Origin of the sequence: Streptomyces sp. NPDC001728, from assembly GCF_040297565.1 — a bacterium.
Taxonomy (GTDB): domain Bacteria; phylum Actinomycetota; class Actinomycetes; order Streptomycetales; family Streptomycetaceae; genus Streptomyces.
Map to the genome: position 1 here is coordinate 66,110 of NZ_JBEOZK010000014.1, position 23,213 is coordinate 89,322.

Sequence of the window (23,213 nt, forward strand, 5' to 3'; positions counted from 1 at the left end):
CTGACTATCGCTGGTAGCGCTTCAGCTCGGCGTCCACCTGGGCCACCCGGTTCGTGAGGCCACGCTGCTCGTAGCCGGCGCGTTCGCGCTGCAGAGCGTCGATGTAGGCCCGCTCCAGCGCCGTGTGGCCGACCTTCTCGGCAGCACCAGACTCAGGCTTGGAGGCGACCTCGGTCACCTCCGATGCCCCTGTCGAGTCAGCATCCTGCTCGGGGGAATCGTCGGCGGTCTTCCGTGCTCGGGGAGGCATGGCTGGGCTCCTTCCAAGAGGAGGAGTCAGCCGATCAATGCGAGCTGCTCCCCCATGGCTTTGGCGCGCTTCCGCAAGTTGCACACCAGGTGCGCAAGCCGCAGGTTCGCGAGGTCATTGGTGCCGCCCACGGAGAGCGGAATTACGTGGTCAATCGAGGCGTATCCCGGGTTGGGGCGCTTCGTGACGAGGCTGAGCTTGCGTGCACAGAGATGGCACTTGAGGCCATCTCGGTCTGCTAGGTATGAGCGTGAAACGAGAGGCACGTCGCCTTTGGGTACACCGAGGCGGCGCCACATCTTCCGCATCCCTTGGTGAGCCGCTGAGTTGCAGCGCTCAGAGCAGAACTTGGCATCAGCTCGCATTCGCTGCGGCATGTCCGTTGCGCACCACACGCAAGCGCGAGGAGGCTTACTGGCTTCGCGTCGCCTGGCCTCTTGCGAATTCCTCGCTGCCGTCTTGCACACGCGGGAACAGAAGGCCGCAGCCTGCTTGAGCTGCTTCGGGACGTAGCTCTTGCCGCAGTGACTACAGCGCCGAGGTGCATGGGCCGCGGTGCTTCGCTCGCCCCGGGCATACGCCGCGAAGCAACTTCGGCACCACGTCCCAGGCTTGCCTCGGTAGGACGGCGAGAAGTCGGTTATCAGCCGTGAAGTCTTGCACCGGCCGCACTGTTGGCTCGTAGCGTCAGTCACCCCACCATGGTCTCAGAAGGTGGGAGTGATTAGAGGCTAAAACGATGGCGTGATCAAGCCGGTCCCACTCACGACGCTGATCGACTTCGGGTAGCGCTCCGAGTGCAGCGCCGCGTAGTTGTAGAACCGCAGCAGTACCGACAGCTGGTTGGCGTAGGTCTCGCGGAACGCCTCCGCCCGCGGGGAGCCCTCGAAGAGGATCACGTCGCTGGAGCGCACGATGATGACGCGGTCCTCGTTCGTGCCAGCGCCGAGGTTGGTCGGGATGTTCGGGTCGACGTACACGGGCAGGCCCTGGAGCGTGCCGACGAAGCCCTCGGACGACACGTCGCCCATCTGCGCCAGCACGTTCTGCGGCATCTGCGCGACCGGGACGACGAGAGGCCGGCCCGCGGTGTCGAGGGACACGGTGTACCAGGCCCAGCGCCGCGGGTGCATGAAGATCTTGTCGGGCGGCATGAAGCGCCCGGTGTGGATCTGCTGGATGCCGTCACCGGTCTTGGCGTAGGCCTCACCCACGGTGGGGGTGGCGTCGGTGTAGGTGATGGCGTTGGAGCCGGAGACGTTGAGCAGGCCCCGCTTGTTGGCCGCGTTGTTGCTGATGACGAACGTGTCCAGGCGGACGGCGTAGTCGGCGGCGAGGTCGGCCAGCAGGATCGCGTCCATGTTGATAGGTGACTGGTCCAGGAGCTGCTGGGAGACGACCTGCTGGCCGGCGATCGTGGCGACCGACGCGCTGACGCTGTTCGACGTTGCGTCCGTGTTGGAGACCGCGGAGTTCTGGGTGGCCTGCTCCGCGGTGGAGGTTCCGGTGGCGAGGCGCGGCAGGTTGATGCTGTCCGTGCCGGCCGGGAGCGCCTCGTGGGCGATCTGGTCGGCGACGACCCGGCCGGCGCGGGCGAGGCGGACGTAGTCCTCGACCATCCACAGCGGGGGCACGAACTCGCCGACACCGCCGTCGGTCGTCGTCAGGGCGCGCTTCTCCTGGACCTCGCGGTCGTTGCGCTGGAGGCGGCCGATGGCCTCGTGGTCTCCGCGCTGCTGGGCCCGGAACAGGTCCCGGAAGTAGGACTGCTGGCTGCCCTTGCGGTACGTCTCCGGCTCGGACACGACCTTGATACCGGTGGCCTGCGGGCCGGCCGGCGCGTACTTGGCGCGCAGCTCCGCAGCCTTGGCGTCGCGCTCCTCGGCTTCGGCGAGCTTGGCGATCCGAGCCTCGAAGTCCTTGATCTCGACGTCCTTGGCCTTGATGGCGTCGTGCTTCTCTTCGAACGCCGACTTCTCCGCGTCGGTGAGGTCGCGCTGCTCCGTGCCAGGGGCTTCGAGGATGCCGTCCAGGTCGGTCTTCAGCGCGGCCCGCTGCTCGAGCGCGTCCTGCAGCTGCTTACGCAGGAATGCGAGCATGGCTCGCTCCTTTCGGGAGGTGATGGGGGTGGGTCGCGCCTGCAATCCGTCCGGGTGGTGACCCAGGTGGTGGCGCTGCACTCGGGCATGCCGAGGAGCGCTCCGGCGTGGGCTCCGGCGCGTCAGGTGAGGCAGGCGGGTACGGCTACAGCTCCAGAGCCTGGGACTGAGCCACGTAGAGAGACAGCGGATGCCCGGCCTTGCGGGCAGGCTCCGCCCGGGGTTCGAAACGCCGCTGGAGTCGTTCCATGAGCACTCGGGCGTCATCGTCGGCGAGTTGGTCGAAGTCAGCCGCGCGCATGGCGCTCACCGAGGTAGCGGGGTTCGCTCCGAAGTTGACGACGGAGACGTCGCCGCGGTGGAGGTCGACCTCGAGAATGTCGCGCTGGTCGTAGTCCGGAGACCAGATCTGCCGCGTCACACGGAAGGCGAAGCTCATCTCGTCGACGCTGCCGTCCTCCAGGGCCAGGAGCATGTCCTGCACGTCGCTGCGCGACGAGGTGACGTCGGCTTCCATGTGGAGGCCGCTGGAGTCCTCCGACAGGCGAAGGCTGCCGGCCTTCGTGTACGCCATGGCGAGGCCGCCATGGTTGAGCAGGAGCTGCACCTGCGGGGTCTCGTTGAGCGTCTTTGCGAAGGCGCCGGAGCGGACGACCTCCGCGTAGGAGCCGAGGAAGTCCCACATCTCGTAGGGCTCCTCAACGACAGAGGCATAGCCACTGACCGTGGTCACGCCGGACGCGCCTTCCTTGGCGCGGGTCTCGAGCTGGACTGGGAATGCGCGCCGCACGATCCCCTTGGCGGAGGCGCGTTCGCTCTTGTCGGTCACAGCTGACCTCCTTCGGGGGTTGACGGTGTCGGGCCGGGCAAGTTCGGCGCGTCGCCCCATGGCACGGGCTTCAGCTCTTCGAGATCACGGACCTCGTTGACAACCTTGAAGCGGTTCTGCAGGGCGATCGCGTGAGCCCGGTAGCGGGTCAGCAGGTCCGTTCGGACGAGCGCTGCCCGGTTGAAGCGGACGACCTGGCCGCAGGGCAGCAAGGCGCTCAGGGCGCGCTCAATGCGCACCAGCCATGGATCCACGGCGTAGGTCAGAAGGTCCAGACTCCGCTGCTCGATGTTCGAGTACGTCAGGCTGCCGCCCGTCTCGTAGCCGAAGATCTCGGCGAACCCGGGGCCGAAGATACGGCAGCACTCGGCAGCCGTGTAGTTGTTGGTCTCCAGGAACTGGGACTCGTTGGGGCTGATCTGGATCGACTGGTACTTCCAGCCGTTCCCCAGCACTGCGGGCTCTCTGCGGCCATGTACGGCCGCCATGAACCGTTCCTTGGCCGTCAGTGCCTGCCGGGCGTCCAGTGCCTGGTCGCTGGAGAGGATGCCCGACGGGTGGGCGCCGTCCTCGAACCAACTGGCCCCGAACCGGAGCGCGGAGATGCCGGTCGAGATGGTTGTGGCCTGTAGCGCGATCGGAGACAGGCCAAGGAGACGCCCAGGGGCGGTGTGGGCCCGCTGGTGCCACATGGCGTCCCGGGAGACCGTCTCGCCGTTCACCCGCCACTCAGGCTGGCCGTCCTCGCCCAGCATCACGCCGACCAGATCAGGATGCTGTAGCACGATCTGCGTCGGCGTGCCCCGCTTCACATCGCGGCCACCTACAAGGCCGTAGACGTTGCCGCGCAGCATGTCCGACCAGACGAACTGGTGGATCCAGTCCGGAAGGCCGTACCCGTCGCCGGCAAGGTCCGCCATCCACGACGGCAGCGCCTGAGTCTGCCGGGGACGCGGAAAGTAGTCCAGGGGCATCGTCTCGGCGACCGTGGCCACCAGGTCCACGCACGACCAGACGGCCACCTTCTGCAATGACGCCTCAGTGCGCGACAGGTCCACGCGGGCGAAGTTGCCACTGCCCTGGGTGCCGTTCGTCGGGATGGGCGGCTCTGGGATCCATGGAGCCCGCTGCTCGCGGCGCCCGAAAAGGAAGCTCACCTGGCCCTCCGTCCCGCAACCTGGTCGGCCAGAATCAGTACGCCGGCAACGATGAAGCCGGACGGCGCCCACGCGAGCCACGCTCCGTAGGAGACGAGGCCCACGCCCGCAGCCGCGGGCCCGAAGCGGAGGGCCGCGCCCGTCACGCTGCCAGCAATGCCTGCAGCGCTCTGCAGCAGCCTGCGACCCATGCCGCCTCCTCTCACCAGATGTTGTCGAGCGGGTCGGTGGCCTCTTCGACCTCGGCCGTCAGCCCCCACTTCGCGAGCGTGGCCGCCACGAGCGGGCTGATGTCGACGCCGACGCCGCGGCGTGCCCATGCCCAGGCGTCCCCCAGCGGGCGCTTCTGGGCGCCTGCGAGGGCCACGGCGAGGGGCGGCGGGTCGAGGTGGCTGATGGACTGGTCGGCCACCGCGTCGTAGAACTGGCCGGTCGCCTGCGCGATCTCCCTGGCCTTCGGTTGCACCACCGTGATACCGAGGGCGTCCTCGAGGTCAGGGATGAGCGAGCCGGCAGGGCCGCCCCCGTCTACGACCCAGCAGCGTGGGCCCCACTTCTCATTGAGCTGCTTCGCGCGTTCCACGACCCAGCCCATGCCCTGACGGTGCTCGACGACTTCGAGATGCGTCCCGCCCCGCCACGGGCAAGCCACCACGATCGACGCGTAGTCCCGTTCCGGGGTCGCGTCGATGGAGAACGAGTACGGCCTCTCCGGCTTGGCCTTGGCGTCGGCCAGGGCCCGCCATGCGTCCTCCCCGATGACCTGCCAGGTGTCGGTGCCGTCCGAGGGGTAGTCGCCTACGCCGAGACGCTCGCGGGCATAGCCGACCGTAGAGAGCGTCATTCGCTCGTTGCGGACCTTCTCCAGCGTCAGCCGGTAGCCGACCGCCGGATTGGCCTTCAGGACCGCCTCGTCGGAGGCCGCATCGTCGTGGGCTGTGCATCCTGGCGGGCATTCGTCCAGGTGGAGGGCCGCAGACCACTCGAAGTAGGCCAGCGAGGGGTCTACCGTGCCCGCCTCGATCGCCGCCAAGGCGCGTCGCCGCAGGCGGCCGAGCTGGACCGACAGCGGGCCGATGCCGGCGGACCCGAGGTACCAGATCTGCGGGTTCTCGACGGCCGCCATCGTCGGCAGCAGGGCGTCCATCGCGTCATCGCCCAGGATCATGTCCTCGTCGAGGATGTTGCAGTCGCCGGTGAAGCCGCGGCCGGATCCCTTGCTGCGGGCGATGAAACGGAGGGTCTGGCCGGTGTGAAGCTCGATCGCTTCCTCGCCGACGGTGTACCGGTACGTCTTGACGCGTTTGTGCAGGTCAGGACACCCGCGTATGAGGCGTTCCACGCGCTTGAACGCGGCCTTGGCGGTCTTGAATTCGTGGGCGCTGTGCAGGATTAGCTTCTCGCCGCCGATGAAGAGGCCCCAGAGCTCGCGGGCCTCGATGATCCCGCCCTTCCCGTTCTGGCGAGGGACGTTCACGCAGCACTCGAAGGCTGCCCAGCTTCCGTCGGGCGCCTCCCCCATGCCCTGCCGCAGGACGTGCTGCTGCCACGGGTCGAGCTCCAGGCCTGCTCGCGCGGCGAGGTCGATGGCCTCCTGCCCGGCGCTGGAGACGGACGGCGGGACGATCTCGATGGGCGGTCGCTGCCAGCCGCGGACCGGCCCGTCAGCCTCCGGCGGCCTTGCGGCGGACTTCGGCTTGGCGCTCTTCTCGCTTGCGAGTGATGTCATCGACTCCGTCCCCCTCCGACTGGACAGGCGCGAGTGCGCGGAGGCGGACCATGAGGGCGTGGAGCTTGTCGGCGACGACGGCCTGTGATGTCGGAGCGTCACCGTCTGGGATGTTGTCCAGGGCTCGGGCGAGTTTCAGCGCGGTAGCTGCGAGACCGGGAGCGGTACTGGTCACACCGAGGTTGTCAAGCTCTTCGGCGATCGAATCGGCGACCATGATCACCCCCGTCACACGGAGTGACATCACTCAGAGTGAGCGCCACTAATTCGGTCGAATCAGATTTCGGGTGATTAGCGGCTTCAAAATTGGCCGCGCAAAAAATCGGGCGAGAAGGGCTTGTGGGTCGCCCGGTCTTGTGCTCAAAGAATGGGCCGGCCGTCGATGTCGTGGCTCTCGATGAGCTTGATCGTGGGGGTCTGTCCCACCCCTCTGCGCCCTGCGTGACTCAGTGCGATGTGGCCCGGTGGCAGTGGGTCACCACTGGCGAGAGGCCTGCGGCATGGCCGGCTGGGGGAGGCGCTTGCGCTGGTTGTACCAGCGGGTGGCGACGCGCTGCATCTCAGGCGACCTCATCGCTGCGATGCGTTCCATCACGATGTCCCGCCCGGGATCCACGGCCACGATCTCAGCGTCGAGACGCTTGTACTTGGCCAACGCCTTGGCGCTCGGCATGGTGTGGATGAGGTACACGTCGACCTTGTCGCGCAGCTCGAACGCCTCGTACATCGCTGCGTATCGGGCCTTGTGGGCGACGCGCAGGACGATGGGGTCCTGGTTCCATTGCGGTGCGCCGGGGCCGGACAGGGCGCGGGTGATGAGGTCGAGGTCGATGACGATGTCCCGCGCTGTGGCGTGAGCCTGGATCCAGCTGGACTTGCCGGCCGCGGGGGGACCGCACACCACGATCAATGCCATGCGGCCCCCGTTTGGCTACTGGTCGAACCTCGTGTGGCAGGGCTTGCAGAGCGGCATGTAGTGCGAGGGATCTGCGCTGTACGCCATTCGATAGCCGTTCACGACCTCGTGGGACTCGTTCGGGTCCTGATGGTCATACGCCCAGTCACACGCGTCCTGTCCGCAGTGCTGACAGGTGTGGGTCCTGGCCTTGCCTCGCAGCCGACGCACTCGGTTGTGTGCTCCGAGGTAGCCGACCGTGTCGCTTCGCCACGCCTTGGGGTCGCCGGACTTGGGGCGTGACGGAACGTGCGTGGGGTCGCCGTACCTCTTCAGCCTGTGGGAGTGCGCACTGCAGTATCCATTGCTGTCGTGAGGGCTATCGCATCCATCGGCGTTGCAGCCAGCCGCGGTTGAGCGGTCGAAGATGCCAGCGGATCCGGTGTCGCCTGTGCGCCACTGACGCTGGTAGTGAGCGCCGCACAGGCCGCCTCGGCTGCGTTCCTTTGGGCAACCGTCGATGCTGCACTCCAGCCCCTTGGCTTGGGTAAGGCTGCGGACCTCGCCGATGCCAGGGTCTCCATTGCGTCGCCACCTACGCCAGTGGGTCTGGCACCAGCCACGCGCTACGACTGTGCGCTCGCACCCTTCGATGCTGCATGTACGCTCTGTCATGTCTACCTGCTTCCGTCAGGTGGGCCATGCCCCGGGGCTGTTGACGCAGCCGCCGGGGTGTTCCGTCATTCTCTCAGGGGGCACTGACAATCGGGCCGGTGACGACGTACAGCACGGCGTCACCTCCCGTGTCAGGTCAGTGGCAGCGGTGGATCGAACCGTGGGGGTTCGGTGAGCCCTGCCTCGGCGAGTGCCAGGCTCAGGGCTTCGGCCATAGGGACGTTGACGTGATCGGGTGTCAGGGTGGGCGCGGGTGCGCGCCCGTACCAGACTTCGGTGACGTCCACGCCGTCGACTGTCTCGACGCGGATCGGGTTGTGGCTTGTCTCAACCTCGACGAGGGAGACGGCCTGCTCGATCCGGGGCAGCAGGTGGGTGCGCACCAGCGGGATGAGCGGGAACGGTAGCGCGTTGTAGTCGATGCCCTGGCCTTCGCACCAGTCGAGCCAGGCGTCGGGGTCATCGCCGTCGTTGAAGCCCCACTTCGAGAGCAGGCTGCTGCTGAACAGGGTCAGGTGCGACTCGGTCACGGCTACCACCTCCGGGACGAGCGTAGCGGTGCTGTGGTGCCCGTCCTGTTGCCCCTGGCGCTGTTGCACCGCCTGTGCATCGAGCGGGCGTTGGCGGGGTCGAGGAGGCTGCCTCCGCGGCTGAGGGGGACCTTGTGGTCGAGGGTGAAGCTCCAGGGTGACCGCGGGTCGAGGTTGGGGTTGATGTAGCCGCCGCAGCGCGCGCAGGGCAGACCCTTGGCCTTCTGTGCTGCCACCAGCCGACGGTAGGGGCGCCCGTTGCGGGGGTTGCCGGCCACGGGCGCCTCCTTGCGGATCACGGGTTCTGGGCGTCCTTGGATGCTTCGGCGTCGCTGCGCTCCTGCGCGGCGTCGCGTGCTGCCCGGTTGGACTGAAAGAGGCCGTCCATGTAGGCGTCGACCCAGTCGGACTCGGGGATGCCGGTGCACGCTTCGGGCGTGGGGTCGGTGTCGGTCTCGGGGTTGAAGTCGTCCGGGCGGTTGCCGATGGTGACGGCCCAGGCGTCGACGCAGACCTGCCGCTGCTCGGCCGGGAACACCCCCGGCTCTGTAGTCGCGACCGCAGGGGTCGGCGTGGTGCTGGCCTCTTGGCCGCTGCACCCGACGAGGGCGAGGAGCAGGGTCGCGGCGACGGCGGTGTGTCTGCGCATCGGGCCAGCGTGCCGGACCGGAGGATGCCACAGGGTCGGTGTAGCCGTGCTGTGACCTACGCGGCCCTGGATTGCAAGTCCATCAACTCGGGGATGCCGCCGACCTTCAATACCTCGCCGGTCCACTCGTCGCGTTCTGCGGCAACGAATTCGTGGGCGTCATAGAGGACCTTGCCTCGCCCGCTGCCGTACTGGGCTATGCGTCCTTCGGCTCGCCAGCGGCGGATCGTGGAGGCCGGGCGGCCCGTGTAGTAGGCGAGGGTCTCGTCGTCGACGAGCGCGGGGCCTCCGGGCATGGTCACCTCCGCGGGAACGCGAAAGGCCGCCCATCATGGGCGGCCTTCGGGAGTCACAAAGTGTCCAGCGAAGCACACCTTACGCTCACGGACAGTTCGTTGCAAGCTTCAACTTTCCAGCTTGCTGTCAGCAGTCGCAGTTGTCGGTCTTCTGCTGACAGTCCCAGCAGCGGGGGCAGTCGCAGCCACAGGCGCAGTCGGCATGCTCGGGCCCGGCACCGTGGCAGAAGCAGCCGGCCTCGCCGCAGGGCATGTTGTCGGTCATAGGTATAGCTTCTCTCTCTTCGGGCTATCCGTTGGTGGCTTCGCGGATCAGGTACAGGACTTCGTCGGCGGTCCGCTCGGGCTTGTCGTTCCAGGCGTGGTAGGCGTCCTCGATGCCGCGGCGCGTGAGGACGCTCTGCATGGCCCGGCCGGCGGCGATGGCGGTGTTCTCGTCGCCGTAGCCGAGGCGAAAGAGCACGGCCTGGGCGCCGAGGATGCAGCGGCGGCCGGAGCGGGATCGGAGTCCGCCGCGGTGGTGGCCGTACTGCTGGATGACGAGCGCGGTGAGTTCGAGGTGCTGGGTGACGGTGATCTGGCGGCCGGCGCCGTGGAGGCGTCGGGCGGGGGTGAGGGCGAGCGCCCAGTCGGGGATGATCCGCCACCAGCGTGCGGGGGCGGCGAGGGCCGGGGCCGTGTTGTCGGGCTCGGTGGCCGGGGCGTGGAGCGCTTCTGCTACGAGCTCCGCCGTGGTCTTGGTGACGAGCGGGTGCGCGGTCTTGGGCGCCTGTGCGGCGAGGTAGGCCTCGATGTCGGCGATGAGGGTGGCCGCGTCGACTGCCAGGTCGGCGGGGCGGATGGCGGTGGACGCTGCCATGGCGGCTCTCCTTCGGTGAGGTCTCGGGTGTGGGTGGTCAGCGGATGTCGAAGACGAGGCCCTGGTTGTCGATGACGACGACGGTCGAGCAGCTACCGCACTTGAACGTGAGGTCGTCGCTCATCAGCGGGTTCAGCGTCATGTCCTGGGCACAGCAGCGCGGCTGGGCGTCGGTGCCGACGTGGTCGCCGTGGGACAGTTCGAGGCCGTGCAGGGTGGGGGTGTCCATGGGGGTGCTCCTTGGTGGGTGATGTAGGGCCGGGGCGAGGTCAGATGCCGTAGTTCTCGGGGAAGCCGTGGCGGCGCAGCCATTCGGCCTCGTAGTCGTTGCGGCCGACTGCTTCGAATGTGGCGCGGGCATCATCGACCTCGGCGTCGGTCATCTCAGGGGTGGTCTTGTTGGCCCAGGTCTTGCCGGTGAGGTCGGGCCATCGGTCTGCGGATCCCATATGGGGTCTCCTTCTAGCGGTGGGCGGGCGGGGCGCTCTCGGGTGCTGTTCGCCGCCCGAGAGCATCTGTGCCGGTGCGGGTTAGCGGATCGGCGGATGGTTGTGTCAGCGCTGGCGGCGGAGCATTTCGGTCTCTCCGCAGTTGCCGCAGCGGTCGTCGCACTCCTCCAGGTGGCGTCCGATGACAGCGTTGGAGAGCGCTGCTGCGGCCTTGGCGCCCGTCGTGCCGGCGACTCGGACGGCGCCGTTGTGGAGCGCGATTCCGATGCGGTCGGCGATGCTCGGCTTGGTCATCGGTTCTCCTTCGTGTGGGTGATGGGTGCTCCCACCGCCAGTCACGGCGGCGGGAGTGGCGAGTGGTCGGTCAGTGCTTCTTGCACTTGCCGCGGCTGCAGTTGGTGCAGCTCTCGTCGATCTGGCGGCGGATGGGGGCGATGACGGCGTTGGCGACGGCGTTGCCCGCTCGGCCGCCTGCCTTGCCGGCGACCTTCTCGCCGGCGTCGTGGAGGGCGGCGGCTGCGTTGTCGAGCTTCTGAGCGGCCTTGCGTCCGAACATGGGGTGGCGTCCTTCCTGGGCTCGGGGCTGTCCCGGCTCCCCTCACCGCCCGTGCGTGGCGGGCGGATTGGGCAGCGGGCAGTCCGTCAGCGGCGGGCCAGGCGGCGGTAGCGCTCGGACATGGAGGCGGACGCTTCCCTGGCGTGGAGGTCGCCGGCGAGCTTGGCGGCTCGGTGGGCTTCCTCGGTGTACGCGCTGTGGTTGTCCCGGACGCCGAGGTTGGGGAGGTGGCTGGGTCGCTGGGTGAGGACTTCGCGCTCCTTGCGGAGCAGGCTCTGCGCGGTCATGCGTCCGCCGTGGCTGGGCGACTCGACCTCGCGGTGACCGAGCCAGTCGATCTTGTTGGTCACGACCCACTCGCTGTAGGTCTTGCCGCGGTCGGAGTGCTCGTTGATGACGAACAGCTGGTCGCCGGGCTTGATGTCGCGAAGGAGGCTCTTCTCGCCGCCGCGGGTGGCCTGGTAGTAGGGCTTGAGGCTCATGTCGGGGTCCTTTCGGTGGGTGGCTGGGTGTGGATGGCGCCGTAGATGGCGAGGAGTTGGTGGAGGCTGATGCGTGCGGTGCTGTGGCTGGCTGGGGCGAGGAGCGGGGCGTTGCGGAGGGCTCCGGTGTCGCCGGTGACGGTGAACTCGTGGTCGCGGCCGTCGTGGTGGATGTAGAGGCTCATGCCGGGCTGGATGGCGGCGGCGAGGGCTTCGGAGTCGGCTCGGGTGCGGTGATAGGTGGGCCTGAGACCGTCCGTCGGGGTCTCCTTTCAGGTCGGGATGTTCTTCACATATGGGGCGTGACGGGGCCTGGTACGGCCCGTGACGTCGCAGGTCAGCGCATTGCGGGAGGGTGTGACGGGGGTGTGACGCGTCACGGCCTGGAAGGGGCTGTCACGCCCCCGTCACGGGGTACGTCACGGCCGTGACCTGCGGCGTCACACCCGCCGGGAGCCGGCTAGGGCGCCGATTCGGCGGTCAGGGCGTCGATCGTGGAGAGGTAGTAGCCGCGGCCTCCGCGCCACTGCTTGGTCTTCATGTCGACGTTCGGGTCGAGCTGGGCGGCCTGCTTGCGGAGGGCGTCCTGGAAGCGAGCCATGGCCTTCGCCTGGTCCTCGTCCTCCTGCGGGGCCCACGTCTCGGAGGCGGAGGAGACGTACTCGTAGATCTCCTCGCTGGTCATGCGCTCCGGGTCGTCGTTGGCGGTGAAGGCCAGCCGGGCGAGCTCAACAGCCTCCGGAAGGGCGGTGCTGGGCTTGACGGTGTGGAGGTCATCGAAGGTAACCCCGGCGGCCTCCAGGGAGATGTCGTCAATCCACGGTCGGCCGGCGGCGGCACGCTCAGCGGCGCGGGCCTTGCCTTCGTCTCGGCTCATGGCGATGAACTTGTGGATGAGAGGGTCGGCCGACCCTCCGCCCATGATGTAGGCCTTGCCGGCGTCTGCCGGGTCCATGCCCTGGGCGGGGTGCAGCCGGTCGGGCCGCCAGCCGTTGGCGCCGGCACCGGCCCCGAGGACCTGCACGATGTCCTGGTGCCGCGAGGGGCCCACGATCTTCAGGGCGATACTGTCGGCGATGGCGGCACCGATGGAGTCCTTCGTGGCCTCCTGGGCAGCGAGGCCAATCTGAACGCGGGCCTTGCGGCCGACACGGAGGATGGCGACGACGATGGCCTTGGCCTTCTGAGACAGCTGCGGGTACTCGTCGATGAGCGCGACGATCGCCGGGTACTCGCGGGACGGGATCCAGTTGTCGTCCATACCGAGCTTGCCGAGGAGCGTGGCCCGCGCCTTGGCAATCTTCAGGAGCCGCTCGAGGACAGCCTCGATGAGATGCATCTGGTCGGCGCCGACGACCCGCACGCCGACCGCTTCGGCAAGCGGTTCGAGGCCGTTGCCGCCCGGGTCGAGGTCGATGACGACGGTGTCCTCACAGGCGGTGAGGACATCGCCGATGGACCTCATGGTGACGGACTTTCCGCCGCCGGACGAGGCGATGACGATGAAGTGCAGTCCGAGGAACGACATCTCGGTGTTCTGGCCGTCCATCCGCAGCGCGAGGAGCGCCTTGTCCCGCAGTCGGAGGCTGTTCGGGGCCCGGTCGGGCAGAGCCGGCATCCTCACGAACGGGTCGCCTTCGACGAGGCGGAGGGTGGCGCGGGCCCGACTGGTGCGAAGCGGCTGGCAGAGGAGTCCGTCGACGGGGAGGTCGAGCGGGGTCTCCAGGTCGCCGGCCTTGGCGATGAGGTCGGCGGGGGTTCCCTTCTTGAGGCGGACGTTGATCTCCCAGCCCCAGTCGTAGCGGCGGCCGGCTTCCACTTCGGCGACCGCGATGCCTTCGGAGACGAGGGCCCGGCGGACGCATTCGGCGGCTTCGGTGCGGTTGGTGGCGTCGGCGATCGGGAACGGCTCGCCTTCCTCGGAGAGGATTTCGATACGTCCGGGGTCGTCTTCGGCGGCGATGATGCTGGGCTGGCCGCGCCAGGCGCCGTAGCCGATGGTGGCGATGCCGAGGAGGAGGCTGGTCCACACGCCTCCGGTGGCGACTGCGATGCTGCCGGCGAGGCCGGTGGTGCCCACCCAGGCGCCGGTCTTGGCGCCGTAGACGAGCCGGTGGTGCGTGTAGGCCTCGCGGAGGCGCTGCACGTTTCGCTTGGCGGCCTGCTCGGCGTCGCTGTTGCCGCGGGCGGCCTTGAGGTCGGCGCGGGCGGTGCGGATCATCTGCGGGTAGTCGTCGCGCAAGCCGTCGGCCCAGCGGCTGGCGAGCCGCCAGTAGCCGCGGGTGGCCCAGCCGACGTACAGCCAGTTGTCGGCGGCGTGCTTCCGGCCGAGCCGGGCCTGCTCACTGGCGGACAGCATCCATCCGGGTCGGGTGGCGACCGCGTCGCCCTGGTGCTCGACGACCGTGCCCTCGACAGGCTTGGGCGCGTTGTCCTTGACGATGGTGAGCGTCGGCCGCTCGGTGTCCTGCGGGGTGTGGGCTGCGGTGGTCATGGCGGGCCTCAGCTCTGCTCGGACTGGACGGTGTCGCGGAGTCGGATCGCGTACTCGGTCCTGCAGCCGACGGCCTCGCGGATTTTGCGGACACTGAGACGGTCCGTTCCACCAAGGGCTTCGGCGAGCTTCTTGACCTGCTCGACGTGCACAGCTTCGAGGGGCCTCACGGCCTCGTGGGCGGCCTGCTGGCGAACTGGCCGCTTCCCTTTACCCGCAAGGGCTCCAGGCGTCTTGGACGGACCCTGGGGGCCCTTCTTGGTAACGGCGCCGGCCGGGCCCTCGTCGCCTCCCGTTCGGGTCGGGAACAGGTCGGCGAGGAGCTGCTCGACCGCAACCCGCTCGGGGGTGACTTCGGCGGCCTCCAGGACGGAGGCGAGGTCCGCCTCGGCCTTCAACCGGCGGTCGAGGACATTCGCTGTGACGCCGAGCGGGCCGCCGTACAGGTCACGCCACGAGGCGGCGAACGCCTCCGGGCGGGACGGCGCACCGGGCAGGGCGATGAGCGACAGCATCCGGTCGTGGACGTCGGGAAAGCGGACGGCGGCGCCGGCTTCCTCCCACGCCTCGTTGCGGTCCATGGAGCCGGCCGGGACGGAGGCGAGGATCCGCAGGTACGCCTCGTGCTGCTTCGGGAACATCGTCTTGCGGTCGGCGTCCTGCCGCTTCTCCTGCTGCTCCTTCTCCTTCTTCGCTGCGGCCTCGGCGCGGGCCTTGGCCTTGTCGGCGGCACGCTGGGCGGCGTCCCGGTTGTCGCCCACGGTCCGGGCCTCGATGATCTCGCGGACCTCGACGAGGACCGGGCCGACAATCGAGGTCGCGGCGAGCGCGAGGCCGGCGATCGGGCCGAACAGCTCGGCGCCCTTCGCGCCGTTGATGAACCCGGCAAACCCGGCGAGCGCCGCAGTGAGGACCCAGAACGGCCAGCGGGCAAAGCCCTTCCGCACCGCCCACTGGGTGCCCTTGACCGCCGTGAAGGCAAGGAGCTCCAAGAAGAACGGCACCGGCAGCAGGTACAGCGCCGGCTCGTCGGGTCCCTTCTCGGCTCGCAGGCCGAGGAAGTACGTGATCAGCGACGGCAGAGAGGCGAGGAGCCCGAGGACGAAGATGACCGTAACGAGTTGCTTGAACAGGGCACCCTTGTCGAGGGCGACCTCACGGCGCTTCTCGTTGCGCAGGGCCTTGTCGTCGGCGGCGTCGTCCTGGACGGCCGTGAGCTGCTTGCGGAGCCGGGCCTGCTTGACCTCCTCGGCCAGCTGCTCGGTCGCCGTCTTGGACGCGCCAGCGCCGAGTTCCTGCTTGGCGGCCTCGGCTCGGGCTTCGAGCAGTGCTGCTTCGGCGCGGGTCTTCGTGGCGTCGGCCTCGCGCTCCTCCCAGGAGCGGTAGCTGCTGCTCACGGCAATCAATCCCTTCGGGGGTTGGTTAGGCGGGGGTCCGCTGCGGCGGGATGGTGGAGGTCTGGGTGGGGGTGCGGGTCCTCTGGCCGTCGAGGAAGCCGTCGAAGGCGACGGCAGCAGCGGCGAGGACTACGAGAGCGAGACGGGTGAGGAACGGGACCTGGAGACCGACGAGCCATGCCAGGCCGGTGAAGATGAGGAAGACGCGGGCCCGGGTGAGGCCGATCAGCCAGCCGAGGCTCACCGGACCGCTCCCGCCAGCGCGGGCCACAGGCGGTCGTCACGGCCCCAGTCGGTGTCGATGATGTGGAGCTTGACGCCGTGCTCCCTCAGCTCGCGCAGAGCCTGCCGGCCGACGCCCCGCCAGTTGTAGTGAATGTCGTTGCGGCGCATCTTCCAGCCGCCGAGTGTGCTGAACGGGCGGCCGGCGTCCTCGGTGAGGACGATCTGTTGCTTCGGCCAGCCGCAGACCACGGTGAGGCCGTGATGCTGCAGGCCGAGGAGGCGGCCGAGGATCGGGCTGTGGTCGTGGACGACGCCCTCGACGAACGCGCGCTGCCGGTATCCGCCGCCGATCTCGCCGGGCTGGGACTCGGTAGTGACGAACCCGGCCTTGTTGGCGGCGATCAGGGTCGGCACGAGGTGCCGGGCGCCGTTCGTCTCCTCCTGGCCGAACGGACCGTCGTAACCGGGCCAGTTCGGGACCCGGCCTTCCAGCCAGGCGGCCATGTTCTGGCCGAGGTCGTCGATGGTGCGGGCGCTACGCCACACGTCGCTCATCAGGACCACACCCACATCTCGTTGGCGGACGCGGCGGCCTGGGCGGACTGACCGATCTGGCGGGCGATCTGCGCCCAGTCGTCGGGCATCTTGGCGGCAGACTTGAGGAGCGCGTTGCCGTAGCGGCTGGCCTGCTTCGGATCGATCTCCTCGTAGCCGTCGCGGCGCGGGGCGAACAGGGGCTTCAGGGTCCGCCAGTCGGTGAAGCCGGCGGCGCGCTTCACCTCCTTGCCCAGGTTCTCGATCTGGAGGGCGGAGAGGGTCGACTGGGTGCCGTTGTGGGAGATGCGGTAGCCCATGACGGGCTCCTTTCGGGGTGGTCAGAGCCAGCGACGCTTGGCCGGAGGCTGGGTGGCGATCTGCTTCTGGCGGTCGGCGTCCTGGCGGTGTCGATCGCGGCGGCCCAGGGCGGCGTCCCGCTTGGCGACGGCTTCGGCGGCGATGCCGGGGTCGTGGTAGTCGGCGCCAGGGCGGCCGTAGACGTCGGCGGTCATCTGCTGCTTCTGGGCTTCCTGGTCGGCGGCGTAGGCCCGCTTGCGGGCGATCTCGGCCTGCTGGGCGGCTGCGGCGCGGATATAGCTCTGCTCGGCGGTCTCGTGGGTCTTGCGGCTGAACAGCCCCATGGCAGGGCTCCTTTCGGGTCAGATCTGGTCGGTGGTGGCGGCCGGCTCGGAGTCGGAGAGCATCGCGTTGACCTGGAACGTGGCCCAGGTGATGACGACGCCGGTGATGAGCCCGGCCTGGATGTCGGTGAGGTCGGCGGCCTCGGCGAGAACCGGGCCGAGGTACAGGCCGATCAGCGACAGGCCGAGGACGATGAGGATTGAGACGGCGAGGCGGATGAGGCGCACGACGGGCTCCTAGCAGTGGTCGGGGATGTCGCGGGCGATGAGGGCGGCCGCGTCGAGGAGGGCGTCGAGCTGCTCGTCGGTGGCCGGGTTGCCGCCCGCCTGCTTCTCGGCGGCGAGGACCGTGAGCCCGTAGGCCGCGGCGGCGAGCGCCTGGTCGGCGGTGACCATCACGCCGCGGCGGGCAAGTTGAGGCCGGCGAGCTCGTCGAGGAGCCGCGGACCGTCGACGGTGGACTGGTCGATCTGCTTGGCCAGGTACTCGGCCGCGAGCTGACCGAGGAGGTCACGGGTGCGGACGGCGAGCACGTAGTCGGCGACGATGCCGGCGCGGACCGTGGCCTCGGCCTCCGCGAGCTCCTGCTCGGACGGGCCGTCGGACGGGATCAGGGCGAGAGCGGGCATGGCGGGTCTCCTTCATGGCGTGCGGGATGGTCGGGTGGAGTGCCCCGGGCCGGATCCGATCCGGCAGCGTCACGCCGGGTCCGGGGCTGGGCGGGTCAGAGCTGGTTGGGGGTGAGGGCGTAGAACAGGACCACGACGGAGCCGTAGTCCGCCTTGAACTGGTCGATGACGAACTTGTAGGCGTCGGAGGCGGTGAAGCCGACGGGCACCGTGATGAGGGCCTCGCGGGTGGCGACCCGGCCGTCCTGGGTCTGGACGGTCATGACCTAGTGGAAGTCCTGAGTAGCCGGCTTGCTGGTGGTCTCGGGCATGGCGAATCTCCTCGTGGCAGAGGTGCGGAGTGGGGTGGGTGGCCGGGGCCGGCAGCAGGGGGATGGACTGCCGGCCCCGGCAGTACGGGGGGCTAGCGGGTGATGACCGGCTTCGCCAGATCCCGGTGATGCACGTCGACCTGAAGCCCGCGGCGGCGCAGACGTCGAGCGAGATAGTGGGCGACCGTCGCACTCCTGTGCCGGCCTCCGACACAACCGACGGCAACGACGATCTGACCGGCGGACGGCCCCTGACGGAAGGCCTGCACCTGCGCCACGCTCGACTTGAGCAGCGACCGGATCCCCGGGGTGCGAAGGACAGCCACCCGGACCGGGCGGTCCACCGCAGTCATGTAGCGGAGACGCGGGTCGACGTGCGGATCCCGGAACGCGTGCCTCAGATCGAGAGTGATCGTGGCGTCGGGGGCGGCCCCGTGGCCGTACCCGAAGGAGACGACTACGACGTCGGCGGCCATTAGCGGCGGGGGGTGACGCAGCAGAGTCGGTCCTTGCACTGCTTGCCACCCAACTCCTGGATCATGACGCGGTACGCCATGACCTCGCCCGCCGCCTCGAATTCGCGGCAGTAGTCCTCGAGGTATTCGGCGAGATGAAGGAGCTCCCCGTCGCACCTCCTGCTCAAGTCGTGGACCTTCCCGCTACTGGTGCGGACCTTGCTCATGTCGTAGGCCTTACCGCTGCTGGTGCGGTTCCTGCTCATGAAGACTCCTAGGGCTGGAATGAAGGACGGGGATGTGCAGGGCCGGCAGACGCCTTGGCCGGACGCCGACTCCGACAACGGGGTGTCGCGACGGCGGCGGAAGGAAGGACTAGCGGCGGGAGCTGTTCTTGTTCCGCTCGGCCAGCTTCTTCGACAGCTCCTCGCGCTCCTCGTCCGTCAGCGGCGTAGCAGCCGTGCGGCGAACGGGGGCGTCGGACCGGCGGACGTAGGTCGCGGCAGCGTGAGCGGCACGGTCAGCCGCAGACATCTCGTACACGGCGATCACCGGGCCGGCTTGGTGCGGACGTGCGAGGCGGCGGCGTGAGCGGCCTTGTCAGCAGCGGACATCTCGACCACGAACGGGCCACGGCCGATCTTCTTGCCGACGGCGATCCGACGACGCTGCGGGACGACGATGGCGGCCTCGACCGCGGGGGCGCTCACTGCTCGCCACCGTAGGTGCGGACCTCGAGCGAGGCGGGGAGCGGGCCGAGGTCGGCACCGAAGAGCTGGCCGACGACGAGACGCGCCATCGCGTCCCGGTGGGCGGCACTGCGGGCCTTCGGCAGGACGACCTGGATCGGGCCGGCGTGGTACTTCAGGGCGACACCCTCGAAGGCGTCGAACTCGAACGGCGCGTCGACGATCTCCGCGCCCGCCTCCGCCAGCAGCTCCGGCAGCGGGGCCGAGAGGAGACGGGCGGTGGTGAGGGGGGTAGAGCTCTTCTCGCAGGTGCGAGTGGGTACAGTAGTGCTCATGGTGGTACTCCCTTGTGATGAAGGGGGTGCGGCCTAGGCCCCGTTTGGTGTTGTCGCACCGGGCGGGGCTGCTTCGTTTCCGAAGCTGCCTTGTGGCCACCAAGTTAGACCCATTGGTGGCCACGACGCAAGCAGGTGCGCAAACTTTTAGTGGCCACGATTGATGTGGCCTGAATGTTGCAGGTCGTGGTCACGGCCACTAACCTCGCGACATGAGTGATGACCGCGAGAAGGAGATTTGGGCGAAGGTCCGGACCTTGAAGGGCGTGTGGGACGACTTCGGTGATGCCGCCGGTTCCGTGCATCCGACTGGCCGGCCGCCTCGCAGCCGAGTCATCAAGGAGTTCATGGACTGGTACATGCGCCAGCCGGGAGCCAAGCTCCCCGAACGCCCGCCGGCCGGCCCATGGTCCGAGCGTCGATCCGCTGTAGCCGGCGAGGGTGAGTAACTCCTTTCGGTCGCTTCAGTGGCCGACCTCAGGACACCTCAATCGCAAGCTGTGACAACAGCCTGAGCGCCGATCACTCACACATCACTCACACTCACAGGGGGACGCGATGGCGGACCGCGCGTTAGCGACGGACGAGTTCATTGCCGAACTGAAGCGCTGGCGGGACGTCCGCGGCCTGTCTCAGAAGGCGCTCGCGCAGTTGGTTGGATACGCGCCGTCGTACATCTCAAAGGTGGAGAACGGCCTGCTCTTGCCGTCGCGTGAGTTCGCCGCGCTCGCCGACCAGCACCTCCAGGCCGGCGGCGCGATCCGGCGGGCTTTCCAGGCGCTCGGAGCGAAGTCGAAGGCCGAGGTTCCCCGCCCGACTCCGGCGCCCGATCCTCTGTCGAGCCTGATCGTCGAGCATGAGGACACGTCGCTGCATTACGACGGCCGCGTGTACCGGGCGACCCAGCGCCGACTACTGCTGAACGGCGGCACGGAGCCGATCACCAGCTACCTCATCCGGATCTCTGTGGACCGCTACCCGGGGGACCCGGAGCGATCGAACGCCCACTACCGCGAGAACCCGCTTACGTGGGAAGAGATCAACCTCAGCGCCAGCGTCGACGGCGAACCGATCGGCTGGCGCGTGCAGCACGACCGCGACGCCTTCAAGGAACTGTGGCTTCTCTTCGAGAACGAGGACGGGCGCTACCCGCTGTACCCCGGCGAGTCGGCGTGGCTGGAGTACAGCTACACCGTCGAGGACACCAAATGGGGATCTTGGTTCCAGCGCGCGGTCCGGCTGCCGACGAAGCGCCTGAGCGTCTCCCTCGACTTCCCCGCCGAGCTGGAGCCGGCGGTGTGGGGTACCGAGACGACGATGACCGCGACCGGCAATCCCTTCCGGAATCCCGTCCGTTCGGCCGCCGAGGGCGGGCGCCGCGTGTTCTCCTGGAGTACCGACGAACCACCCCTTCATGCACGTTTCCGCCTGGAGTGGAAGTTCCGGGCCAAACCGATCAAGGAGACTCACCTGACCGCTGACACGGCCAGTGGCCGCATGCAGGCGATCGGCATCGTCCAGGAGGGCGACCCGATCCTGACGACCCCTGCCCGACCGTTCTCGCTGCCGGACGAGGCTGAGGACGCTCGCCGCGTCGTGGCCGAGCTGAACTCCGCCGCCGACCGGGCGTCCGGCGTCCACAACTTCGGCAAGGGCATGGGCATCGCCGCTCCGCAGATCGGTATCAACCGCGCCGTCGCGATCATCCGCACGCCGGAGGGTGAGGCGATCACGCTCTTCAACCCCCGGATCATCGAGGAGGCCGGCGGCTTCGACGAGCAGTACGAGGGCTGCCTGAGCTTCTTCGACGTCCGCGGGATGGTGCCTCGCCCGATGTCGATCAGCGTCGAGCACACCGGCATCGACGGCCAGCAGCACATCACCATCTTCGAGCGTGGCCACGCCCGGCTCGTCGCCCACGAGGTCGACCACCTGCACGGCCAGCTGTACCGGTCGAAGATGCGGCCAGGCGTCGAACCCATCCCGGTGTCCGAGTACAGGGGCACCGGCAGCCAGTGGACCTACCAGGCGGAGGGGCGATGACCGGTCCCCGGATTGCCGACGGCAGGACGGCTCTCTACCGCTACTACGACGAAGCCGACAGCTTGTTGTACATCGGCATCAGCGACGACCCAGATCGACGCAGAGACGAGCACGCCGTAACGGCTGCCGACACCTGGTACCCCCTCGCAGCCAGCCGCCGCGTGGGCTGGTTCGACTCCAGGGCGGAGGCCGAAGACGCCGAGAAGCTCGCCATCAAGCAGGAGAAGCCCCGTTTCAACAGCAGGTTCAACCAGCGCCGCGACCCTGTCCTGCAGGCCACGCAGAAGGCGCTGGACAACCTCCGGCACGCGCGCGGCATCACCCGGAGAACGTTTGGGTGAGTCGGGGTCGCTGATCTTGGACACGGCGGATGAGGTCTGAAAGGTCTTGATCACCCATTGCGTCTCCTGCCTCCGGATCGGCGGCCACCCTATCGAGGCGGCTACGCCGCAGCCCGCCTCTCCGCCAACGGCAGCCGCAGCACCTCACTGTGCCCGTACTCCACTCCGCACCCCGGGCAGGTCTCGCCGCGGGTGTCGAGGGTGATGCGGATGGTCTGCTGGCAGGGGCAGGTGACGGCGATGCGGCGGGGCGGGGTGTCGCCGTCGACGATGCGGCTGAGCGTGCGCCACACAGCGGCCACCTCGCCGGCGAACTCGTCCAGTGCCTCGTGCCTAGCGACGGCCTGGGACAGGTTGAACCGGAGGGTGCGGCAGGCGTGGGTGACGCGGGCGACGGAGCTGCCGCGCTCACCGATCTCCGCGTAGCCGCCCTCCGCCCAGTCCCGGACCCAGGTCTCCAGCGGGGCGAGGGCGGGACCGGCCGCTGTGCGCAGGTTCAGCACGTCGATGCGGCACGGGGCGGGCGCGGCCTTGCTGCCGGAGACTGCCGGGCCAATGGCGGAACCGCGGGCGAGGTGGTCGTCGAGCCGCTCGAACAGGCCGGGGATGGCGCCGAGATGGACGGCGATGCGGTCCTCACACGGGGTGCAGGCGTACCGGCCGGCCTCGTAGTCGCGGAGATCGCGGCGGCAGCAGGTGCAGGTGGGCAGGTCGTTCACAGCGGCTCTCCTTGCGGCAGTGCGGGGCGGGACGGTCAGGCGGTGGCGTCGAGGGCGGCGCGGGCGCGCTCCACGGCGGCCTCGGCCTGCTTGGCACGGTCTAGGAGGGGCCGAACGACGGCTGCCATGACGGCGTGTGCGTCGCCGCGGTAGGCGAGGACGTCGTGGGGGTGCGCGTCTGGCCACTTGTGCGGCTGGCAGGACCACTCGTAGATCGCTGCGGCGATCTGATCGATGAGGGTCTGGTCCTCGCCGGCGCGTCGGGCGTGGAGCTCCGCATCCGGCGCGCGAAGCCCCTGCGTGCCCGTCTGCGGCCCGTTCTCCGGTCGAACCTCCACGGATACCTGCTCTGCCTCTGAGTCGCTCCAGCGGGCGCACAGTCCCTCTGGCGGGGTCGTGTTGGGGTTCATGCTGCCTCCCGGTTCGGTTCGTCGCTGAGTAGTGCGGCCACGGCCCAGACGGGAACCTGAGCCACGCCCCGCTCCTGGCTTCGCGTGATGAGGCCGTGGAGGGCCTTGAGTTCGGTGGTGGCCTCGTTGGTGCGCCGGCTCTGTACGCGGAGCCGCGACTGCAGGGAGGCCCGGTCGGTCTTGAGCTGAACAATTCCGGACCGGAGCCGCACGGCCTCCTCGGTGGAGAGGCGTCCGCGTTCGGCTCGGTCGACAAGGTTCAGCAGCTGCTTTGTGGTGATGTGTCTGGCCATCACAGACTCCTGATGACGTCGACGGCTCGTCGGCTGGGTATGTCAGGACGGCTGCAGGGCCGGCCGTAGTCGGCGGGGATCTTCTTGGCCCGGCGCCGGGGCTGTCGGCGGTGGATGCTGGCCTTCTCGTCGGCTTCCTGCTCCCAGCCGTCCAGCCAGAGGGGTTCACAGGTGGTGGTCACGGTGCTCCTTGCGGGGGGTCGGGGCGCGCCGGTAGGTGGCGCGCCCCGGGCGGGTCT

42 protein-coding genes are annotated in these 23,213 nt (G+C 68.8%); 3 read left to right on the forward strand and 39 right to left on the reverse strand.

Going from position 1 to position 23,213, the window contains the following annotated elements; translation table 11 throughout:
* Positions 1-4: 4 nt before the first annotated feature.
* The 35 genes from ABT154_RS21295 to ABT154_RS21465 all read right to left on the reverse strand — a co-directional run bounded on the left by ABT154_RS21295 (position 5) and on the right by ABT154_RS21465 (position 19,168).
* On the reverse strand, positions 5-178 hold the full coding sequence (locus ABT154_RS21295) for a hypothetical protein (protein WP_351858393.1): 174 nt from the start codon (positions 176-178) through the stop codon (positions 5-7).
* Positions 179-276: 98 nt separating this feature from the next.
* The gene (locus ABT154_RS21300) at positions 277-627 is read right to left on the reverse strand and encodes an HNH endonuclease (protein ID WP_351858394.1); all 351 of its coding nucleotides are present in this window, start codon (positions 625-627) and stop codon (positions 277-279) included.
* A 354-nt stretch (positions 628-981) separates the two neighbouring features.
* Positions 982-2,349 (reverse strand): phage major capsid protein, encoded by a 1,368-nt coding sequence (locus ABT154_RS21305; protein WP_351858395.1) that lies wholly within the window; start codon positions 2,347-2,349, stop codon positions 982-984.
* A 145-nt stretch (positions 2,350-2,494) separates the two neighbouring features.
* Positions 2,495-3,178, reverse strand: coding sequence for an HK97 family phage prohead protease (locus tag ABT154_RS21310; RefSeq protein ID WP_351858396.1), 684 nt, complete (start codon positions 3,176-3,178; stop codon positions 2,495-2,497).
* Positions 3,175-4,335, reverse strand: coding sequence for a phage portal protein (locus ABT154_RS21315; RefSeq protein WP_351858397.1), 1,161 nt, complete (start codon positions 4,333-4,335; stop codon positions 3,175-3,177). Before ABT154_RS21315 ends, ABT154_RS21310 begins: the two co-directional genes overlap by 4 nt.
* On the reverse strand, positions 4,332-4,526 hold the full coding sequence (locus ABT154_RS21320; protein WP_351858398.1) for a hypothetical protein: 195 nt from the start codon (positions 4,524-4,526) through the stop codon (positions 4,332-4,334). The genes ABT154_RS21315 and ABT154_RS21320 overlap by 4 nt, the downstream gene beginning before the upstream one ends.
* Positions 4,527-4,537: 11 nt before the next feature.
* Positions 4,538-6,064 (reverse strand): terminase large subunit domain-containing protein, encoded by a 1,527-nt coding sequence (locus tag ABT154_RS21325; RefSeq protein WP_351858399.1) that lies wholly within the window; start codon positions 6,062-6,064, stop codon positions 4,538-4,540.
* A gap of 475 nt (positions 6,065-6,539) precedes the next feature.
* Positions 6,540-6,980: an AAA family ATPase gene (locus ABT154_RS21330; protein ID WP_351858400.1), complete on the reverse strand. Its 441-nt coding sequence runs from the start codon at positions 6,978-6,980 to the stop codon at positions 6,540-6,542.
* Positions 6,981-7,765: 785 nt separating this feature from the next.
* Positions 7,766-8,164 carry a hypothetical protein gene (locus tag ABT154_RS21335; RefSeq protein ID WP_351858401.1) on the reverse strand — a complete coding sequence of 133 codons (399 nt, stop codon included), beginning with the start codon at positions 8,162-8,164 and terminating at the stop codon, positions 7,766-7,768.
* 2 nt (positions 8,165-8,166) lie between these two features.
* Positions 8,167-8,400 (reverse strand): HNH endonuclease, encoded by a 234-nt coding sequence (locus tag ABT154_RS21340; RefSeq protein WP_351858402.1) that lies wholly within the window; start codon positions 8,398-8,400, stop codon positions 8,167-8,169.
* A 59-nt stretch (positions 8,401-8,459) separates the two neighbouring features.
* Positions 8,460-8,813 carry a hypothetical protein gene (locus tag ABT154_RS21345; RefSeq protein ID WP_351858403.1) on the reverse strand — a complete coding sequence of 118 codons (354 nt, stop codon included), beginning with the start codon at positions 8,811-8,813 and terminating at the stop codon, positions 8,460-8,462.
* A 56-nt stretch (positions 8,814-8,869) separates the two neighbouring features.
* Positions 8,870-9,109, reverse strand: coding sequence for a DNA-binding protein (locus tag ABT154_RS21350; protein ID WP_351858404.1), 240 nt, complete (start codon positions 9,107-9,109; stop codon positions 8,870-8,872).
* A 127-nt stretch (positions 9,110-9,236) separates the two neighbouring features.
* Positions 9,237-9,374 (reverse strand): hypothetical protein, encoded by a 138-nt coding sequence (locus ABT154_RS21355; RefSeq protein ID WP_351858405.1) that lies wholly within the window; start codon positions 9,372-9,374, stop codon positions 9,237-9,239.
* A 24-nt stretch (positions 9,375-9,398) separates the two neighbouring features.
* The gene (locus ABT154_RS21360; protein ID WP_351858406.1) at positions 9,399-9,968 is read right to left on the reverse strand and encodes a DUF6197 family protein; all 570 of its coding nucleotides are present in this window, start codon (positions 9,966-9,968) and stop codon (positions 9,399-9,401) included.
* A gap of 37 nt (positions 9,969-10,005) precedes the next feature.
* Positions 10,006-10,197 carry a hypothetical protein gene (locus ABT154_RS21365; RefSeq protein WP_351858407.1) on the reverse strand — a complete coding sequence of 64 codons (192 nt, stop codon included), beginning with the start codon at positions 10,195-10,197 and terminating at the stop codon, positions 10,006-10,008.
* Between the two features lie 40 nt (positions 10,198-10,237).
* Positions 10,238-10,417 (reverse strand): hypothetical protein, encoded by a 180-nt coding sequence (locus ABT154_RS21370; RefSeq protein WP_351858408.1) that lies wholly within the window; start codon positions 10,415-10,417, stop codon positions 10,238-10,240.
* Between the two features lie 105 nt (positions 10,418-10,522).
* Entirely contained in the window at positions 10,523-10,711 is a 189-nt protein-coding gene (locus ABT154_RS21375; protein ID WP_351858409.1) for a hypothetical protein, read from the reverse strand.
* A gap of 70 nt (positions 10,712-10,781) precedes the next feature.
* Entirely contained in the window at positions 10,782-10,973 is a 192-nt protein-coding gene (locus ABT154_RS21380) for a hypothetical protein (protein ID WP_351858410.1), read from the reverse strand.
* Between the two features lie 86 nt (positions 10,974-11,059).
* Positions 11,060-11,455 (reverse strand): hypothetical protein, encoded by a 396-nt coding sequence (locus ABT154_RS21385; RefSeq protein WP_351858411.1) that lies wholly within the window; start codon positions 11,453-11,455, stop codon positions 11,060-11,062.
* Entirely contained in the window at positions 11,452-11,640 is a 189-nt protein-coding gene (locus tag ABT154_RS21390) for a hypothetical protein (protein WP_351858412.1), read from the reverse strand. Before ABT154_RS21390 ends, ABT154_RS21385 begins: the two co-directional genes overlap by 4 nt.
* Before the next feature lie 275 nt (positions 11,641-11,915).
* Complete coding sequence (locus tag ABT154_RS21395) at positions 11,916-13,949, reverse strand: hypothetical protein (RefSeq protein WP_351858413.1); 2,034 nt, start codon at positions 13,947-13,949, stop codon at positions 11,916-11,918.
* A gap of 8 nt (positions 13,950-13,957) precedes the next feature.
* Positions 13,958-15,346: a hypothetical protein gene (locus tag ABT154_RS21400; RefSeq protein WP_351858414.1), complete on the reverse strand. Its 1,389-nt coding sequence runs from the start codon at positions 15,344-15,346 to the stop codon at positions 13,958-13,960.
* A 25-nt stretch (positions 15,347-15,371) separates the two neighbouring features.
* Positions 15,372-15,590, reverse strand: a complete 219-nt coding sequence (locus ABT154_RS21405) for a hypothetical protein (protein WP_351858415.1) — start codon at positions 15,588-15,590, stop codon at positions 15,372-15,374.
* Complete coding sequence (locus tag ABT154_RS21410) at positions 15,587-16,126, reverse strand: DUF6919 domain-containing protein (RefSeq protein WP_351858416.1); 540 nt, start codon at positions 16,124-16,126, stop codon at positions 15,587-15,589. The genes ABT154_RS21405 and ABT154_RS21410 overlap by 4 nt, the downstream gene beginning before the upstream one ends.
* Positions 16,126-16,425: a DUF7739 domain-containing protein gene (locus ABT154_RS21415; protein WP_351858417.1), complete on the reverse strand. Its 300-nt coding sequence runs from the start codon at positions 16,423-16,425 to the stop codon at positions 16,126-16,128. The genes ABT154_RS21410 and ABT154_RS21415 overlap by 1 nt, the downstream gene beginning before the upstream one ends.
* Positions 16,426-16,446: 21 nt before the next feature.
* Entirely contained in the window at positions 16,447-16,749 is a 303-nt protein-coding gene (locus tag ABT154_RS21420) for a hypothetical protein (protein WP_351858418.1), read from the reverse strand.
* Positions 16,750-16,767: 18 nt separating this feature from the next.
* Entirely contained in the window at positions 16,768-16,977 is a 210-nt protein-coding gene (locus ABT154_RS21425; RefSeq protein WP_351858419.1) for a hypothetical protein, read from the reverse strand.
* 9 nt (positions 16,978-16,986) lie between these two features.
* Complete coding sequence (locus ABT154_RS21430; RefSeq protein ID WP_351858420.1) at positions 16,987-17,148, reverse strand: hypothetical protein; 162 nt, start codon at positions 17,146-17,148, stop codon at positions 16,987-16,989.
* A complete protein-coding gene (locus tag ABT154_RS21435; RefSeq protein WP_351858421.1) occupies positions 17,145-17,378 on the reverse strand; it encodes a hypothetical protein in 234 nt (77 codons plus the stop codon). Before ABT154_RS21435 ends, ABT154_RS21430 begins: the two co-directional genes overlap by 4 nt.
* A gap of 95 nt (positions 17,379-17,473) precedes the next feature.
* On the reverse strand, positions 17,474-17,641 hold the full coding sequence (locus ABT154_RS21440) for a hypothetical protein (protein WP_351858422.1): 168 nt from the start codon (positions 17,639-17,641) through the stop codon (positions 17,474-17,476).
* A gap of 140 nt (positions 17,642-17,781) precedes the next feature.
* The gene (locus tag ABT154_RS21445) at positions 17,782-18,165 is read right to left on the reverse strand and encodes a RapZ C-terminal domain-containing protein (RefSeq protein WP_351858423.1); all 384 of its coding nucleotides are present in this window, start codon (positions 18,163-18,165) and stop codon (positions 17,782-17,784) included.
* Positions 18,165-18,410: a hypothetical protein gene (locus tag ABT154_RS21450; protein ID WP_351858424.1), complete on the reverse strand. Its 246-nt coding sequence runs from the start codon at positions 18,408-18,410 to the stop codon at positions 18,165-18,167. Before ABT154_RS21450 ends, ABT154_RS21445 begins: the two co-directional genes overlap by 1 nt.
* Positions 18,411-18,519: 109 nt before the next feature.
* On the reverse strand, positions 18,520-18,678 hold the full coding sequence (locus ABT154_RS21455; RefSeq protein WP_351858425.1) for a hypothetical protein: 159 nt from the start codon (positions 18,676-18,678) through the stop codon (positions 18,520-18,522).
* A 14-nt stretch (positions 18,679-18,692) separates the two neighbouring features.
* Complete coding sequence (locus ABT154_RS21460; protein WP_351858426.1) at positions 18,693-18,854, reverse strand: hypothetical protein; 162 nt, start codon at positions 18,852-18,854, stop codon at positions 18,693-18,695.
* Positions 18,851-19,168: a hypothetical protein gene (locus ABT154_RS21465; protein ID WP_351858427.1), complete on the reverse strand. Its 318-nt coding sequence runs from the start codon at positions 19,166-19,168 to the stop codon at positions 18,851-18,853. Before ABT154_RS21465 ends, ABT154_RS21460 begins: the two co-directional genes overlap by 4 nt.
* A gap of 212 nt (positions 19,169-19,380) precedes the next feature.
* Here ABT154_RS21465 and ABT154_RS21470 point away from each other — a divergent pair, with 212 nt between their 5' ends.
* The 3 genes from ABT154_RS21470 to ABT154_RS21480 all read left to right on the forward strand — a co-directional run bounded on the left by ABT154_RS21470 (position 19,381) and on the right by ABT154_RS21480 (position 21,552).
* Positions 19,381-19,617, forward strand: coding sequence for a hypothetical protein (locus ABT154_RS21470; RefSeq protein WP_351858428.1), 237 nt, complete (start codon positions 19,381-19,383; stop codon positions 19,615-19,617).
* Positions 19,618-19,726: 109 nt separating this feature from the next.
* A complete protein-coding gene (locus tag ABT154_RS21475) occupies positions 19,727-21,211 on the forward strand; it encodes a peptide deformylase (protein WP_351858429.1) in 1,485 nt (494 codons plus the stop codon).
* Positions 21,208-21,552, forward strand: coding sequence for a GIY-YIG nuclease family protein (locus ABT154_RS21480; protein ID WP_351858430.1), 345 nt, complete (start codon positions 21,208-21,210; stop codon positions 21,550-21,552). Before ABT154_RS21475 ends, ABT154_RS21480 begins: the two co-directional genes overlap by 4 nt.
* A 101-nt stretch (positions 21,553-21,653) precedes the next feature.
* On the opposite strand, the gene ABT154_RS21485 is transcribed toward ABT154_RS21480, so the two are convergent.
* The 4 genes from ABT154_RS21485 to ABT154_RS21500 all read right to left on the reverse strand — a co-directional run bounded on the left by ABT154_RS21485 (position 21,654) and on the right by ABT154_RS21500 (position 23,156).
* Positions 21,654-22,271, reverse strand: coding sequence for a hypothetical protein (locus ABT154_RS21485; RefSeq protein ID WP_351858431.1), 618 nt, complete (start codon positions 22,269-22,271; stop codon positions 21,654-21,656).
* Positions 22,272-22,306: 35 nt separating this feature from the next.
* The gene (locus ABT154_RS21490) at positions 22,307-22,609 is read right to left on the reverse strand and encodes a hypothetical protein (RefSeq protein WP_351858432.1); all 303 of its coding nucleotides are present in this window, start codon (positions 22,607-22,609) and stop codon (positions 22,307-22,309) included.
* Positions 22,610-22,677: 68 nt separating this feature from the next.
* Positions 22,678-22,974, reverse strand: coding sequence for a hypothetical protein (locus tag ABT154_RS21495; protein WP_351858433.1), 297 nt, complete (start codon positions 22,972-22,974; stop codon positions 22,678-22,680).
* Complete coding sequence (locus tag ABT154_RS21500) at positions 22,974-23,156, reverse strand: hypothetical protein (protein WP_351858434.1); 183 nt, start codon at positions 23,154-23,156, stop codon at positions 22,974-22,976. Before ABT154_RS21500 ends, ABT154_RS21495 begins: the two co-directional genes overlap by 1 nt.
* Positions 23,157-23,213: the final 57 nt, after the last annotated feature.